This is a genomic window from Ornithinibacillus liuyingii, assembly GCF_055550225.1.
In genome coordinates, this window is record NZ_JBPWOS010000009.1 from 62,498 (window position 1) to 79,159 (window position 16,662).

The following is a 16,662-nucleotide window of genomic DNA, read 5'->3' on the forward strand; positions in this document are numbered from 1 at the left end:
GTGTAGTGATGGAAAAAATTCTAGAAGTAAAAAACTTACATGTTACCTTCACAACCTATGGAGGTACCGTTCAAGCGGTAAGAGGTGTGGACTTCCATTTAAATAAAGGCGAAACATTAGCAATCGTTGGAGAGTCTGGTTGTGGGAAAAGCGTTACATCCAATGCGATAATGCGACTTATTCCCAATCCTCCCGGTAAAATTACGGCTGGAGAAATCAAATTCAAAGGGAAAGATTTAACTAAAATTTCGGAGAAACAAATGCGTACTGTTCGCGGTGTAGATATTTCTATGATATTCCAGGACCCAATGACGGCGCTGAATCCTACTTTAACGATAGGGACGCAGCTTACAGAAGGTTTGAAGCAACATCGGAAACTATCCGATAACGAAGCCAAAAAACGCGCTCTGGAGATGATGGAACTAGTTGGTATACCTAATCCAGTGGAGCGAATGAAACAGTATCCACACCAATTTAGTGGTGGAATGAGACAACGCATTGTCATTGCGATAGCGCTAATATGTGAGCCTGAACTATTAATTGCAGATGAACCAACAACCGCTCTGGATGTAACGATTCAGGCCCAGATTTTAGAGTTATTTGAAAAGATTCAAGAGGTTACAGGTGTCTCAATTATCCTGATTACACATGATTTAGGGGTCGTTGCCAAAATTGCTGACCGCATTGCTGTGATGTATGCAGGGAAGATTATCGAAACAGGGACAAAACGGGATATTTTCTATACCCCTGAGCATCCGTACACGAAAGGCTTATTAAACTCCGTGCCTCGCTTGGATATGAAAGGGAAACTAAAGCCAATCGATGGGACACCACCAGATTTATTCTCACCTCCAAAAGGATGTCCGTTTACTGCAAGATGTCCTTTTGCGATGGAGGTGTGTAATAAAGTTTACCCGGAATCTACTACCATTAGTGATTCACACACTGTGGATTGCTGGTTGCAGGATGAACGGGCAAAAAAATTACTGGCCAATATGGTCACAAACTAATGAATAAGGGGGATAAAAGATGAAGAAGTTTCTGTTTCTATTGTTTGCAGTATTAACAGTAGTGGTGTTAGCTGCATGTACTGCCAACGACGATACCGATGGAGAAGATCCTACAGAAAATGTTGATGAGCCAGATGGGGATGATAATGGTGAAACAGCAGATGCAGATGGCAAAGTACTTTACCTGAATAACGGCACAGAGCCAACTTCATTAGATCCATCTATTGGATTTGATGCTGTATCATGGGATCCACTGAATAACTTGATGGAGGGTCTTACAAGACTAGATAACGACCATAGAGCAGGTCCGGGAACCGCAGAAACTTGGGACATCTCAGACGATGGTCTAACGTACACATTCCATTTGCGTGAAGATGCTAAATGGTCGAATGGCGACCCTGTGGTAGCGGAGGATTTTGTATATGCCTGGAAGTATATGCTTGATCCAGAAACAGGTTCTCCTGCAGCATTCTTAGGTTATTTTATCGAAGGGGCTGAAGCCTATAACAGTGGGGAAGGGTCTGCTGATGATGTAAAGGTCACAGCAAAAGATGAGAAGACATTGGAGGTTGTGTTAGCGCAACCAACCGGTTTCTTCCTTGATGTATTAACAAACCCTGCATTCTTCCCGATTAACCATCAAGTAGCACAAGATAATCCTAAATGGCATGCAGAAGCAGATACATTTGTTGGGAATGGACCATTTAAATTGGAGTCTTGGAAGCATGATGAGGAAATGGTGTTCGCCAAGAATGAACATTATTGGGATGCGGATGTCGTGAAGTTAGATAAAGTTCATTTTGCTATGATTAACGATTCCAATACCCAATATCAAATGTTCCAAAGTGGGGACTTAGATACAGCGAGTATTCCACCAGAGCTTTCAGACCAATTAATTGATGGAGATAATGTATTTATCGGTCCATATGGTGGTTTAGAATTCTATCGTTTTAACCTAACAATGGAACCATTCCAAAATAAGAAGATACGCCAAGCGTTTGCCTATGCGGTTAACCGTGAGGACATCGCCCAGTACGTTGTGAAAAACGGAGTAGAACCAGCATTTGGATTCATTAATCCTGGTTATACTAGTCCAACAGGAGAAGATTTCCGTGATGTAAATGGTGATCTTGTGCCGTTTGATCCAGAACGTGCCAAACAGTTACTAGAAGAAGGTATGGCGGAAGAAGGCTATGACGAGCTTCCGGAAATTACGTTAACTTACAGTACTAGTGATACGAACAAAGCGGTAGCGGAAGCATTACAGTCGATGTTCCAGGAACACTTAGATGTGAAAGTGGAATTAACTAATCAGGAATGGAATGTATTCGCTGAAGCCCAACAAGCATTAGAACTACAATTCTCACGTAGTTCATTTATCAATGACTACAATGACCCGGTTAACTTCTTAGAGAGCTTTATCACGGATTCTTACATGAACCGTACTGGTTTCTCTAGTGAAGAATATGACGCCTTAATCGCTAAAGGTAAATCCGCAACCGATGAAGAAGAGCGTTGGGAGGCTTTATACGAAGCGGAAAAAATGCTAGCAGATGAAATGATGGCATTCCCGATTCGTTACTACAATACTGTAGTACTAGAAGCAGATGGTGTCGAAGGAATCCTACGCCACCCTGTTGGATACTTTGATTTGAAGTATGCGGATAAGAAATAAGCAAAAGGAATTATGTCTGTAGTTGATGTAGGCAGAAGTAGGAAGGCTTTAATCGAAGCATTGCATATAGGAGAAGGTTTCTCAAGGGATCTTTCGTGTCTTCTGTTTGCATGATTGGTGCTCTACTATGTATACAATTTGAATCTCTCGGAAGTAAACTTTTTTAACGAAGGATTGGCTCACTGATAGTGGTGAGCTACTCCTTTTTCATTCATTATCTACATACAGAAAGAAGGTATTCAGATGCTACTTCCTAAAAAGTTACGTAAAGGTGATACCATTGGTGTAATTGCCCCTGCAAGCCCTCCAGATATGAAACGCCTCCAACAAGCTATTCCTTTTTTCACGAATTTAGGTCTAAACGTGAAGCTAGGGAAATATATCAATCAAACATATGGTTATTTAGCCGGAACCGATGAACAGCGCCTTGCAGATCTGCATGATATGATTGCCGATAAAGAAGTTAGAGCCATTATCTTTGCGCGCGGTGGTTATGGAACCGGGAGAATAGCTGCCTCGATTGATTACGAGTTAATAAAAGACAATCCCAAAATCATTTGGGGTTATAGTGATATTACCTATTTACATACTGCGATTAGGCAAAAGACCGGACTTGTTACCTTTCACGGACCGATGCCCGCCTCTGATATAGCAGACCCGAGTTTTGATGAAATATCTAGCAACTCCTTTTGCCAATTATTTAATCCAATAACACTTGTTTATGACGAGCGTATAGCGCCACTCGATGTTCTAGTAGAAGGAGTAGGTACAGGGGAATTAGTAGGCGGGAATCTTTCCCTTATTACCAGTACACTTGGAACGGAATTTGAAATAGAAACAGATGGAAAAATCCTTTGTTTAGAAGATATAGGGGAGCTCCCATACCGAATCGATTCTATGCTAAATCAATTGAAGCTAGCGGGGAAACTTGATCAGGTATCGGGAATTGTTGTTGGGGACTTTGCCAATGCCGACCCTAATGATAAGCCTTCCTTATCATTAGAAGAAGTATTCGAGTATTATTTTAGTGACTTACATTGTCCGGTAATGACAGGCTTTAAAATTGGGCATTGCTTCCCGCACTTCGCTGTTCCACTAGGTAGAGAAGCGACTTTGAATACCGTAAATAAAACCTTAACCATATGTCCGGGGGTTCAAGAATAATGAATATACAGCAAATAGAAACGTTTAGCGCTGCCATTCCTTTGAAGAAGGCTTTTAAAACCGCACTCAGAACCGTGACAGTGGCTGAAACCATTGTAGTAAAGGTTATCTGTGACAATGGAATAATTGGCTATGGGGAGGCACCACCAACCCATGTTATTACAGGTGATACATTAGCTAGTATTAATTATACGCTTACTAACGTTATTTCCCCTGCTTTAATCGGGATGTCCTGCATAGAGCGAGAATTACTTTTTGAAAAGTTGAATCATGTAATCGTTGGGAACACAAGTGCAAAAGCAGCAGTGGATATGGCGATTTATGACTGTATTGCACAACAAGCCAATATGAGCCTTGGACAATTTTTAGGAGGCTATCAAACGAATATCGCAACGGATTATACCGTTAGTGTTAACAGTCCGGAAGAAATGGCGCAGGATGCAGAAGCGTATGTGAAGGATGGTTTTTCTGTCCTGAAGGTAAAAGTAGGAAAAGATGTAATCGAGAAAGACATCCAACGTATTCAAGCGATTCGTAAACGTGTAGGGTCGGATATTACGATACGGTTAGATGCTAACCAAGGTTGGAATCCAAAAGAAGCAGTTCGAGCAATTCAAAAGATGGAAGAGCTTGGATTAGGGATTGAATTTATTGAGCAGCCGGTAAAAGCTCATGACCTACAAGGGTTAAAATATGTCACCGATAATACCCAGATTCCAATTATGGCAGATGAAAGTGTCTTTTCTGCAAGAGATGCAAAGGCAGTCCTAGAGCTAGGAGCGGCCGATTTAATCAATATAAAACTAATGAAATCTGGCGGCATACAGGAGGCCATTAAAATAGCGAAACTAGCAGATATCTATGGGGTAAAGTGTATGGTTGGTAGTATGATTGAAACGAAAATTGGCATTACAGCTGCAGCACATTTCGCCGCTAGTCAGCCTAATGTACACTATTATGATTTTGACGCCCCATTAATGCTAGCGGCTGACCTAATCCAAGGTGGTATTACATACAGTAATAGCGCTATCTCATTAGGGGAGGAAAGCGGATTAGGAATCAAAGGATTAAATAAGGAGTACCTAGTAGAACACTAAATCATCATTTGGAAAGGGGATATTGATGTATGTTTAAGCAAGATTTTCCATTACCAGATTCATTCCATGTTGCCACAGTTCAGGTGGCAACTGTTTGGACGAATCCCGAATCTACAAGAGAAATAGACCAACTGGGAATTGATAATCCCACTAATATAGAAAAATGGTTAGCGACTCTAACTAACAAGGAAAAAGTGGCCTTATGTAATGATAATTGCGTACAGACCCAGTTGCTATATGGAGAAATCGCTGTTATTACAGAAATAGAGGGAAAATGGGCAAAGGTTACGATCCCAAGCCAGCCCTCGAAAAAGGATGTGAACGGGTATCCGGGATGGGTGCCGTTGAAGCAGTTGCAGCCAGTATCTAAAGACTCCTGGATTCGACCAGAAACCGCCGCAATTCGGAAAAAGCATGCTTGGTTAGAGAATGAATCGGGAGAAAAGCTACTTAAATTGAGTTATATGACGTGCTTACCAGTGGTACGGGTTATGGGTGACCGGGTTGAGGTTATGACACCAGTTGGTTCGAGATTTTTACCGAAGCAGGTAGTCGAAATCTTCCCTACGGATAAAGGTGGTCCTAAAGGGAATGGAGATAGCGTGATAGAAGCAGCTGAAGCGTATGTAGGCTTACATTACCTCTGGGGTGGTATGAGTTCGTTTGGCTATGATTGCTCTGGGTTTGCCTATAATATGCATAAGGCTAATGGTTATCAGATTAGTAGAGATGCATCCGATCAAGCTGCATTTGGCAAAGAAGTTCCTTTTGACCAACTACTCCCTGGTGACTTATTATTTTTTGCTTATGAAGAAGGAAAAGGAAGTATTCATCATGTCGGATTTTATTATGGGGGTGGAAAGATGATTCACTCGCCAATGACTGGAAGAGGAATCGAGATTATTAGTTTGAAAAATACAAAATACGAGAAAGAGCTCTGTATAGCGAGACGATATTGGGAATCGGCAGGTGTGTAGAAAATGGTGGAAGAAAAGATATTAGAAGTTAAACAGTTAAAAAAGTATTTTGACCTGGGGAAGAACCAGGTTTTAAAGGCGGTTAATGATGTCACCTTTCATGTGAACAAAGGGGAAACCTTTGGACTGGTAGGGGAATCTGGTTGTGGAAAGTCAACGATTGGGCGCACGATTATCGGCCTTTATAACCGGACAGAAGGAGAGGTTCTGTTTAAAGGACAGAATGTGCATGAATTAGATGAGAAGAAGATGTTCCAACTACGTCAAAAAATGCAAATGATTTTCCAGGACCCGTATGCATCATTAAACCCACGCTCTACCGTTCGAGAGGTTATTGCGGAGCCAATGGAGGTTCATAAGCTATATAAAACAAAACAAGAACAAACGGAGAGAGTTTATCAATTGCTAGAAGAGGTAGGATTAAACCGTGACCATGCAAACCGCTATCCACATGAATTCAGTGGTGGACAGCGGCAGCGGATTGGTATTGCCCGTGCGTTAGCACTTAACCCCGATTTCATTATAGCGGATGAACCAATCTCGGCACTGGATGTATCGGTTCAAGCACAAGTAGTCAATCTATTAAAGGAACTACAAGAGGAAAAAGGGCTCACGTTCTTATTTATTGCTCATGACTTATCGATGGTAAAGCAAATTTCAGATCGGATTGGTGTTATGTATTTAGGGAATATGGTAGAGTTAACGGCTAGTGAGCATCTCTATGAAAATCCTCTTCATCCTTATACTCAAGCCCTACTTTCCGCTATCCCAATTCCAGACCCGGATATTGAAGAGTCAAGGGAACGAATTATCCTACAAGGGGAATTGCCAAGTCCAATCAATCCACCAAGTGGCTGTGTATTCCGAACTCGCTGTCCATTAGCGATGGATATTTGCGGAAAGGAAAAACCAGAATGGCAAGAGGTAGAGGAGAATCATTATGTAGCTTGTCATTTATATCATGAAAAAGAGAAAAAAGGCCAGATTCGTGAACCAATCGTGAATGTAAGGTAAGCGGTTTGTCAGGAGGGAGCTTTATATTGTAAGTAGATTTTACTTAGAAAGTTTCAATGTCCTGCCTGGCTGGCAAGAGATAAGGGTACATAAATCATTTTGTACCCTTACTATCTATGCCTTCTTATTCAACTCTTTTAAAGTACCAAGGAATTTCCTATCTTTTTATATCCTTTCCTCAAAGGTGATCGAATTGCTGCATTCTCTGCCGCCATTTCAATGCTTTATCTAAGTTTCCATTTTCCTCGTAGATGTCAATTAAACATTGATAGAGTTCCATGTCCGGAGAAAATTGTAACGCTTTTTTTAACTGGTGAATTGCCGAATCATAGTCCTTTTGCTTTTGGTAATGCTGAGCATTCCAGAGAACAAGTTCGATGATGTCTTCTTCTAGTTGCGTATGCCATGCTAGTAGCCAATCGGTGGCTTGGGTATCCTCTATAAGATTTATGGGGAGGGATTGAACTAGCTGGTCAATAAGCTGTTGCCGAATACTTGGTATGCGTTCTTTCATTGCTTCGCGTATTTGTTCCAATAAAGTAGTTACATCGCAATGGATGTCTCCTTGTAGATATACATGGCTACCGTCAATGACTAAAAAGGAGTACTCACTATCGGGAATGGTTAAAAGTTTTCGCAAATGAGATAAATATACTCGTAGATTAGCTCTTGCTTGTTGAATCGGCATATTCGGCCACAAAGCTTCACAAATATTCTCCCTTGTTGTGGAGCGATTAAGTAACAGATAAAGCAGTAATTGTTTTGCAAATCGTTTATTCCATCCGACTTCACTAGGTTTACCTTGAATCGTAACACGAAAATATCCTAGCATTTTAACTTGCAGCTGCTTGTGAGCATGGAGCTTATGAAGCCATTCGTTTTGAATTTGATTGACATACTCAAGCATAGATTCCCCTAAGTCTCGGATGAAAGAATCTTTTATAGTGGGTGTATCATGCTGCTCTGTGACAAAGTCATCGATAATCTGAGCAATCAATTTTGGTTGCTCCAAAACGATGAAGCTTGCAGCATTTGGAATGATTAAATGATGGCAATGTGGAATATGCACGGTATGTAATTTTAAATAATGAAACGGAAATAGCATCTCCTTTGCACCGGATAATATTAGCACAGGGCAGGAAATTTGTTTGATAGGAGTAATCGGATCAGCACTTACACTTAGATCCATCGCTTTAACATATAATTCAAATTCAATTCCTTTAGCATATTCTCGCAGTCGTTTAAGTTCTGAGTGTCCCTTTGGTAATGTGGTGGCCATAGCTTCAAGGTAATCAAAGGGAATCTCCTTTTGATTAGCTGATAATTCCCTGCGATGAGTACGGATACTTTCAATCATATGTGGAGGATGGCATGGCATTGCCATCAACATAACCGTCTTTACCATAGTAGGGAATTGAGCAGCATAGCCTGCGCTAATCAGTGCACCTAATTGCCAGCCTACAAGGTGGACAGACTTTAGGGCTAAGGCGTCTATTAAATCACGTAGGTCCATAATGAAATGCTGAATTGTCAGCTCGTTTATGGGAATATCATTTTCGCTCTTCCCATACCCTCTTAAATCGTAACGTAAAATGGGATAGCTACAGTCTAAAGTCTTGAGGAGTGAATCATAGGCACGCAAATCGACTGCGTTTGAGTGGACAAAGATGAGCGTGTCGTTGGTGCTAGGGTTCGAGGAGGGATTATGCAGCTGATAATGAACGTTCCTACCGTTTATCCTTTTGAATGGCATCCGAATGCCTCCTTTCCCTTATGTTTAATCGGACGTATATGGTTGTGTTTATGTCTAACATTACCGTTAGATAAAATCCTGTAATAGAAGTATATGAAACTACCTTGCTAATATAGGACAAGTTTTAAATGAGAGCTGCAAATTTTATCCAGTTTACCTTGTGTCATGGGAAACAGGATAGGTTAATCTGAGGTGTGGAAAATAATGGGGAAGTATGCTTATACATGTTTCAGTATATAGGAAAAGAAGTATTTTGAGTATTGAGAAGTAACGTGGAACAAGATAATGCTGTTTGTTGTGGTGTACTTACGGCGGGTGAAGAGCCTGTGTTAGGTAAGAATGGGATCAAATGGGGGGTGGTGAGCTCGTATGAGGTTAGGGTGCGCCCAAACGGTGGGGAGATAGGCCGGTCTCCGGTTAGGATGGACCCGAAATTGGAATGCATGCGCCCAAGTGAGAGGGACATGAGCCCGAACATGGAGCACATGCCCGAGGGGGAGAAGGACGGACCCGAAATTGGAGTACATGCGCCCAAGTAAGAGTGAGATGGACCCGAACGTGAAGCAGATGAGCCCTTCCCAGGTTAAGATGGGTCCAAACGCCCGAGAGATGAGCCCTTCCTAGGATAAGATGCGCCCAAACGGCCGAGAAATGAGCCCACCCCCAGGTCGAGATGCCCCCAGACGGCCGAGAAATGAGCCCACCCTCAGGTCGAGATGCCCCCAGACCCCCAAGAGAAGATCCCATCTGCAAGTCCAGATGCCCCTAATCCCGGGAAACCCCCCCACCCCTGGTTAGTTGTCCTATTAAATCTTTCAACAATAGATTTTTAATTTCTAGTTCTATTATTTTCACGAACTGTATAAGTTTAATAGTAGGATTACTAGATATGAAAAAGTCTAAAGAGGAGGATGCCCTATTGAAAAATCGTAAAAATTCTATGAAACAAATCCAGAAATTAAAAAAGAAAAAAGCTGCATCAAAGTATCACTCTCTTCAAAGACGGTTGTCGACCGTATCAAATATGAAGCCCCTCCCCATGAATAGAGGGAGCTTAAAATGGAAATATCCGGCTGTATTTCTGTTTACTATATCGTTTCTCATTCTGGCTGTTCCGACATTAGTTGTCCTTCCATTTATCTCGAGTACAGAGGTACTGTCACAATCTATTGAACATAAGCAAACACCGGAACAGGAAGAAGTGTTGGTAGATGATTCGGCTGTAGAAGTTGCAGTAATGCGAGCTCAAAGTGAGGTAGTAGAAAATGTACCGCTAGAGACATATGTAATGGGGGTTGTGGCGTCTGAAATGCCAATTGAATTTGAAACAGAAGCCTTAAAGGCTCAGGCCCTAGCAGCAAGAACCTATATTGTCAATAAAATGATGTACCAAACAGAGGAAGCGGCTTCCAATGTCACGGATACGATTCAAGATCAGGTTTATAATGATGATGCTGAGTTACGTGCGAAATGGGGCAAGAACTATCAGAAGAATATGGAGAAAATATCCGAAGCGGTTATGGCTACAAAGGGGAAAATTATTACGTATAAGAATAAGCCTATCGACCCGCAGTTCTTTTCGACAAGTAATGGGTATACCGAGAATTCGGAGGATTACTATGTGAACGAAATTCCATACTTACGGAGTGTACCAAGCCCATGGGATGAAGCATCACCATACTATTTAGACCAAGAAGTATATTCCTTGGAGCAAGTGGAAGAGGCACTCGGAATTGATTTACCAGCGGAAAAAAAGCTAACTATTGATGTAACTAGAACAGAAAGTAATCGCGTTGATGAATTAAACCTTGCAGGTAATGCCTTTTCAGGTCGTGAAGTACGAGAAAAGCTTCAATTACGCTCAAGCGATTTTACAATCGAACAAAAAAATGACTACCTGATTTTTACGACGAAAGGAAATGGCCACGGAGTTGGAATGAGCCAATACGGTGCGAATGGAATGGCTAAAGAAGGAAAGACATATGAAGATATCGTAAAGTATTACTACAAGGATGTAGAATTAAGCAATCTAGATGATACAGTACCAGCATTGGTTATGCAGTGAAACGAATTTAATACAATGAGAATTGCCTCCGGATCATTAGTTCTGGAGGTTTTTTGTGCTAGGGACTTTGTCCTTCAGTGTTAAAACATTAACTAGTCTGGTGGATGGTTCCAATAATAATGGGCGAAAGACTAGATCACTTGAAGTCAACTTTCCCCTAAGCTAGTATTACCGCTCACCTATACCTTCTTATCTAATAAATTCCGCTATTAAACCCTCATAACCCCATCCTTTCTACCGCATAAATGTCTTAATATCCCCAAAAGGAAAAGAAAAATGCATGTAAATATAAAAAAAGTGTTAGAGAATGTATAGTTTTTTCCTTTTCTGTTCAGAATGGTTGTTGAGGTGATGTTAGATGAAAGAGGAAAACAAAGCGCCAAAAAAAGGTTGGCAAAGTATTTTCCGTAAAAAATGGTTTTTCCCTGCAGTATACTTAACGATTGCTGCAATTTTACTAGCAGTAGTAGTTTGGTATCAAAATATGGACAATCAATTACCAGAGGCTGGGGATGACCAAGAGTTAAGTGACAATTATAATCCGAATCCACATGAGGATGCACAGCCTGTAATGGAAAATCAAGAAGTTATTAAGATGCCTGTTGCCGATCAGGAACAAGCAGAAATCGTAACGAAATTCTTTGATTACAATGCATCCCAAGAAGATCAAGAAAGTGCACTGATCCTTCATAACAACCGCTATTACCAAAGCACAGGTGTTGACATCGTTTATCCGGACGGTGAAGCATTTGATGTATTGGCAGCACTTAGTGGATCTGTTATGGAAGTGAAGGAAGATCCATTACTAGGAAATGTTGTCATTCTATCACATGACAATGACGTGACAACTTATTATGCTAGTCTTGGAGAAGTTGGTGTGAAAGCAGGGGATGAAATCAAACAGGGTGATGTAATTGGTACTGCTGGTGAGAACATTTTCGGTCAAAACCATGGTACCCATGTACATTTTGAAATTAGAAAAGATGATCAAGTATTTAACCCTGAAGCATTCTTCAACCAACCTGTAAGTAAGCTGGATGAAGGCAAATCGGAGGATGTTTCCGAGGAGCAAAATACTTCTAGTACGTCATCTGAAGAAGTAGATTCTGAAAATGTGGATGAGGAACAACCAGCAGAAAACGATAACGAAAATGATAACGAAGATTCACCGGAAGATACTCCTGATTCATCTTCTGACTCAGAGGAGTAATGAAGAGAAATCCTAGCAATTTACCAAGCTAGGATTTCTTTTTCTGTTTAGAAGATAAGAAGTATAACAGTCTTTCAGGCTGGATAAGTAAAAGTGAATGTGGGCTGGGACACAATTAAAAGAAGTAAATGTAAAACGGAATGATGCAAAATACTAGGTCCAGAAATAAAGGTAAATATAAATCTGGAGGATAGTGCACATGCCCAGATACCTTGGGCCAACTAATAATGATCCGTAACGAGCTTCTTCGGTGCAAGACCGCACGGAGGATTACCCCTGTAATAGCATGGCATGAGCAGCCGCTAGGAGCAAAGTAGGCACTGCGAGGGTCTTTACTAACAGAAGTCACCCCCGAACTGGAAGTAAGTGCAAGTATATTTCTGGAGCGGGGGCTTAGTTCATCATTTAGTTTTTTCTTTAAAATAATCCTTTGTCTAACCTTCCTAGTTATCCGCTAAAGTTACATTAGTCTAACTAGTGAAATTTTCCTATAAATGCAAATTTAACACGATTGCAAAATAACGATGCAATATTATGTAATATTCCTATATAAAAAGTCCCTATCTATCTCCAAAATATCCGATAAATTACCATTTCTCCTGAAAAATATGTCGAACGATTACGACCCTTTTTCACTTGAATGTATGGTAATATGAAGTAGTGAAAAAATACTAGATTTAATATATTGCATAAACACCAACCTACAAGAAATGTACTAATTCATAGATAAAATGTGATATATCGTACAAGTTTGAAAGGGTGGAATAACCAAAAATGAGCTTCGGAAACCTAAATCTCCTAGCAGATAACATAGCGTCAATGGTAGAAAGTCCAGAATTAACAATTGGACAAGTTATCTTATTACTTTCCCAAGAACATGAAGAACAAAAAGTGTTAGAATTAACTAGAAAATTTTGCTTACAATCGTCCTCCAAAGAGATCCAGAAAAAAGGAATGGAGTTTCTATATATTAATGGATATTTTGAAGATCTAAAAATATTAATCGCCAAAAACTCACTATCCAATGATGCCTCCAACCAAACCTGGGCGCAAGTATATCAAATTATGCTAGAACGTCGAATGAATGAGTCTTCCAGTATGGGAAAAATGAGAGCTAGGTTGAAGGATATCAAAACGACAGATGCTGAATTAAGATGCTTAATAGAAATTACCATTATAGATACATATTTTTACCAAATGGATTTTGGGAAGATTGGTAACTTCTTAGAAAAGCAATATGAACTGTTTGAACCAATTCAAGATAATTTCATGCTTTCCTGCTTAAACTTGAGACTATATCAAAAACTATTTTTCTATTATTGGAAGCGAAATGAATTAATAATTGCAAGGAAATATGCGTTTCGTGCATTAAACCAGACAAATAGTTCCCCAACTAAAGTAGGCCTTCATATGAATTTAGGTTTATCTTACACATTTGATACGTACTACCAAGGTATGTACCATATGAAGGAAGCATTGAAAATAGCTAAGCAAAATAATCTCACGGGCTATGTCCGTCAAATAGAGAATTTTTCCATTCCATTTTTAGCTGCACATTTTCGAAAGCCTAATGGCATTACCACCGACGATATAAGTGAACAAGCACATTTAGAAATTGCTAAAGGAAATAATGAGAAGGCAATTACGTTATTAGAGGATATTTATACGACTAGTCCGTTTAAGATGTACTATATGGGACTAGCGAAACAGGATAAGAACATTTTATCAGAAGCTTGTAGAATGTTTGTGGAAAGAAGTGACTATTTCTTTAGCCGATTACCGATGACAGCCATGCAACATCTTTAATTGGGTTATGATAGGATTCAGCTTATTGAAGGTAATGTCTTATACGAGAGGAGGAATAAAATGGAGAATATTAAAAAGTTTAGCTTTTGCCTATTTCTAAGTTTTATAGTTCTCTTCACGATAATTCAACCGTTTAGTTCAGTAACTGCAGATCCTGAGTATGGTACCGTCGACTAATATAATTTTGATAGCATAATAAGCTGAATCCTTTCATATATAACCAAAAGTGCCTCGTGTACTTTTGGTTATTTTTATGCCTGTTAATGCTAAATAGGGGAATTTTCTAACTAAAATTAAAAAACATCTTGTCCCCCTTGCGATTAAATGGAATTTTAATCATAATCCCCCCCCTCCGTTAATAAAATGTTACAAACCAAGCATTCAGTAAGTCTGAGGTGAGAGCTTATGTGGCTCTTCTATTACACATCGTATTTGCTTGATTACATATAAACCTAACACATAAAATCGCAATGCATTTAAAACGTATACATACATATGAACGTAACGTCTTTTTATTATATTAATTCCATTTTATACCATATATGTAACTAAGTACCTGTTAGTTATCGACGTCACAGCCACGGAACATCCATTCTTTACATTGTAAAGGTGGACAGTCGAAAAATGACCACTATTCATTTTTCGGATCACCTAGTCTCTGGAATGACACCTCAGAAATATTCAACATAGGGAGGCGAAAGGTGTGCACGATTACATCAAAGAAAGAACTATCAGGATCGGAGAGCATATCGTAGAAACGAGAAAGACCGTCCGGGTGATAGCAAAAGAATTTGGTGTTTCCAAAAGCACAGTTCATAAAGATTTAACAGAACGCTTACCAGAGCTAAATCCTGAATTAGCTCTAAAGGTAAAAGAAATCCTAGAATACCACAAATCTATTCGACATTTACGAGGAGGAGAAGCAACCCGAAAAAAATACAAAACCGAAGAAACGGGAGCCTCAGTATAAACAAATACATGCAATGATCATCATCCTCTTAAGGAGGTGAATGGTAGGAGAGTACTTAACGTAAGGAGCAAGGTCTTGGCTAAGAAAAAAGTATTTTCTTATTGCATGGGAGGTATGCAGAAGAGGGAAACGCACCCAGGGAGAGGGGTGCGTTTTTTAGTGGGGGGCGGGGGATGAGCCCGAGTGAGGAGAAGATGAACCCGAAAGAGGTGGCATCAAAGTAAAGGGGGATAGTCCCACAGATTACCCCAAAAAAAGTTGCTGTAAAAAGAGCCTGAAGGTAGAAATAAAAAGGCTCATATTCCTTGGGAAAGAATATGAACCTAAACATGGATTCAATCATTAAATATAGATTGTTTTCCTAATGGTAAGAAAGAATCTTGGGGGAATTTTTCTGATGGGGGGCTATGGTACCTTCTGCCAAAATTTTTACCGGTCAATTCAAGATTCATTGAATAGAGGAGACGTCTTGTTGCTTTAGTGGACTTAAGTTGAAGAATTTCTCGACAACTTTGGTTTGTAATAGTTGGTTCAAAAAGCAAAAAATAACTAATATTTTTTGCTCATGTGCTTTAGCATCCTCTTTGCCGCAATTTAGGCAAACCCATAAACCGAAAGATGAGCCCGCTCCCAGGGAAGAAGCTCCCAACCCTGCCCCCAAGATAGTCCCAATAAACCAAAAGATAAGCCCATCCCAAAAAAAAGATGCTCCCAAACCAACCACATCCAAACCTATACCCCAATCCCAGTTCACCTAAACTAATTTTTACTACTTTTTTCCTAATTTGCAGTTTTATGTAGAATTTTGTGGTATTATATTATATAAGTAGCATTGTGTTTTCTAAACAAGTGCGGAAAGTTTCTTACGAGGAGGATTTTGATGTTTTCAAGGGATATTGGGATCGACCTTGGGACTGCCAATGTGTTGATACATGTTAAGGGAAAAGGAATTGTATTAAATGAACCATCGGTAGTTGCAATGGATCGAAATACAGGCAAAGTACTTGAGGTCGGAGAAGCAGCGAGACGTATGGTTGGACGGACACCAGGAAATATAGAAGCTATTCGCCCACTTAAGGATGGGGTTATTGCTGATTTTGATGTAACAGAAGCAATGTTAAAATATTTTATTAATAAAATCAATGTAAAAGGGTTTCTTTCAAAGCCTAGAATGCTTATATGCTGCCCGACAAATATTACAAAGGTAGAGCAAAAAGCGATTAAAGAGGCAGCTGAGAAATCCGGTGGTAAAAAAGTATACTTAGAAGAAGAGCCAAAGGTTGCGGCTATTGGTGCTGGGATGGAGATTTATCAGCCTAGTGGGAATATGGTCGTGGATATTGGTGGCGGTACGACAGATGTAGCCGTTCTTTCCATGGGTGATATTGTAACCTCAGAGTCGATTAAAATGGCCGGGGACAAATTTGATGTAGAAATACTTCAATACATAAAGCGTAAATATAAGCTTCTAATTGGTGAGCGTACAGCAGAAGATATTAAAATTAATATTGCAACAGTATTTAAAGATGCTCGCCAAGAAGAAATGGATATTCGTGGGCGTGATATGGTTAGTGGACTTCCACGTACGATTACAGTTCATTCTAATGAAATTGAAGAGGCACTTCGCGAGTCAGTGTCGTTGATTGTACAAGGTGCGAAGTCTGTTCTTGAACGTACACCACCTGAATTATCTGCAGATATTATTGATCGAGGTGTTATCTTAACTGGTGGTGGTGCACTAATCCACGGTATAGACCAGTTATTAGCAGAAGAATTGAAGGTACCAGTGTTCCTAGCAGAGGAGCCAATGCATTGTGTGGCAAAAGGAACCGGAATTATGCTTGAAAATATTGATAAAGTAGAACGTAGAAGTATCGTTTAATTTTTTGCAGGTGGAATAGTGTAAAGTTCTTTTCCGCTA

Annotated in this window: 13 protein-coding genes; 11 read left to right on the forward strand and 2 right to left on the reverse strand. The window is 40.0% G+C overall.

Translation table 11 applies throughout. From position 1 onward, the window contains the following. Positions 1 to 8: 8 nt before the first annotated feature. The 6 genes from ACSKT4_RS13175 (at position 9) to ACSKT4_RS13200 (ending at position 6,937) form a co-directional block, all read left to right on the forward strand. Positions 9 to 1,010 carry an ABC transporter ATP-binding protein gene (locus ACSKT4_RS13175; RefSeq protein WP_465823553.1) on the forward strand — a complete coding sequence of 334 codons (1,002 nt, stop codon included), beginning with the start codon at positions 9 to 11 and terminating at the stop codon, positions 1,008 to 1,010. Positions 1,011 to 1,029: 19 nt separating this feature from the next. Beyond that, a complete protein-coding gene (locus ACSKT4_RS13180; protein ID WP_465823554.1) occupies positions 1,030 to 2,685 on the forward strand; it encodes a peptide ABC transporter substrate-binding protein in 1,656 nt (551 codons plus the stop codon). A 243-nt stretch (positions 2,686 to 2,928) separates the two neighbouring features. Beyond that, on the forward strand, positions 2,929 to 3,849 hold the full coding sequence (locus ACSKT4_RS13185) for a S66 peptidase family protein (RefSeq protein ID WP_465823555.1): 921 nt from the start codon (positions 2,929 to 2,931) through the stop codon (positions 3,847 to 3,849). Next, entirely contained in the window at positions 3,849 to 4,946 is a 1,098-nt protein-coding gene (locus tag ACSKT4_RS13190) for a dipeptide epimerase (RefSeq protein WP_465823556.1), read from the forward strand. Before ACSKT4_RS13185 ends, ACSKT4_RS13190 begins: the two co-directional genes overlap by 1 nt. Before the next feature lie 29 nt (positions 4,947 to 4,975). Continuing rightward, positions 4,976 to 5,923 carry a C40 family peptidase gene (locus ACSKT4_RS13195; RefSeq protein ID WP_465823557.1) on the forward strand — a complete coding sequence of 316 codons (948 nt, stop codon included), beginning with the start codon at positions 4,976 to 4,978 and terminating at the stop codon, positions 5,921 to 5,923. 3 nt (positions 5,924 to 5,926) lie between these two features. Further along, positions 5,927 to 6,937: an ABC transporter ATP-binding protein gene (locus tag ACSKT4_RS13200; RefSeq protein ID WP_222618947.1), complete on the forward strand. Its 1,011-nt coding sequence runs from the start codon at positions 5,927 to 5,929 to the stop codon at positions 6,935 to 6,937. Between the two features lie 178 nt (positions 6,938 to 7,115). Here ACSKT4_RS13200 and ACSKT4_RS13205 read toward each other — a convergent pair whose 3' ends face one another. Further along, a complete protein-coding gene (locus tag ACSKT4_RS13205; RefSeq protein WP_465823558.1) occupies positions 7,116 to 8,690 on the reverse strand; it encodes an alpha/beta fold hydrolase in 1,575 nt (524 codons plus the stop codon). A 919-nt stretch (positions 8,691 to 9,609) separates the two neighbouring features. Here ACSKT4_RS13205 and spoIID point away from each other — a divergent pair. The 4 genes from spoIID to spoIIID all read left to right on the forward strand — a co-directional run bounded on the left by spoIID (position 9,610) and on the right by spoIIID (position 14,741). Then, on the forward strand, positions 9,610 to 10,755 hold the full coding sequence (gene spoIID / locus ACSKT4_RS13210; protein WP_465823559.1) for a stage II sporulation protein D: 1,146 nt from the start codon (positions 9,610 to 9,612) through the stop codon (positions 10,753 to 10,755). A gap of 358 nt (positions 10,756 to 11,113) precedes the next feature. Continuing rightward, positions 11,114 to 11,965, forward strand: a complete 852-nt coding sequence (locus ACSKT4_RS13215; RefSeq protein WP_465823560.1) for a peptidoglycan DD-metalloendopeptidase family protein — start codon at positions 11,114 to 11,116, stop codon at positions 11,963 to 11,965. Positions 11,966 to 12,739: 774 nt separating this feature from the next. Next, positions 12,740 to 13,771 (forward strand): AimR family lysis-lysogeny pheromone receptor, encoded by a 1,032-nt coding sequence (locus tag ACSKT4_RS13220; protein WP_186868351.1) that lies wholly within the window; start codon positions 12,740 to 12,742, stop codon positions 13,769 to 13,771. A gap of 703 nt (positions 13,772 to 14,474) precedes the next feature. Then, positions 14,475 to 14,741 (forward strand): sporulation transcriptional regulator SpoIIID, encoded by a 267-nt coding sequence (spoIIID, locus tag ACSKT4_RS13225; protein WP_186868352.1) that lies wholly within the window; start codon positions 14,475 to 14,477, stop codon positions 14,739 to 14,741. A 448-nt stretch (positions 14,742 to 15,189) separates the two neighbouring features. Here spoIIID and ACSKT4_RS13230 read toward each other — a convergent pair whose 3' ends face one another. Further along, a complete protein-coding gene (locus ACSKT4_RS13230) occupies positions 15,190 to 15,495 on the reverse strand; it encodes a hypothetical protein (protein ID WP_186868353.1) in 306 nt (101 codons plus the stop codon). A gap of 126 nt (positions 15,496 to 15,621) precedes the next feature. Here ACSKT4_RS13230 and mreB point away from each other — a divergent pair, with 126 nt between their 5' ends. Then, entirely contained in the window at positions 15,622 to 16,623 is a 1,002-nt protein-coding gene (mreB, locus tag ACSKT4_RS13235; protein ID WP_186868354.1) for a rod shape-determining protein, read from the forward strand. The last annotated feature ends 39 nt before the right edge of the window (positions 16,624 to 16,662 follow it).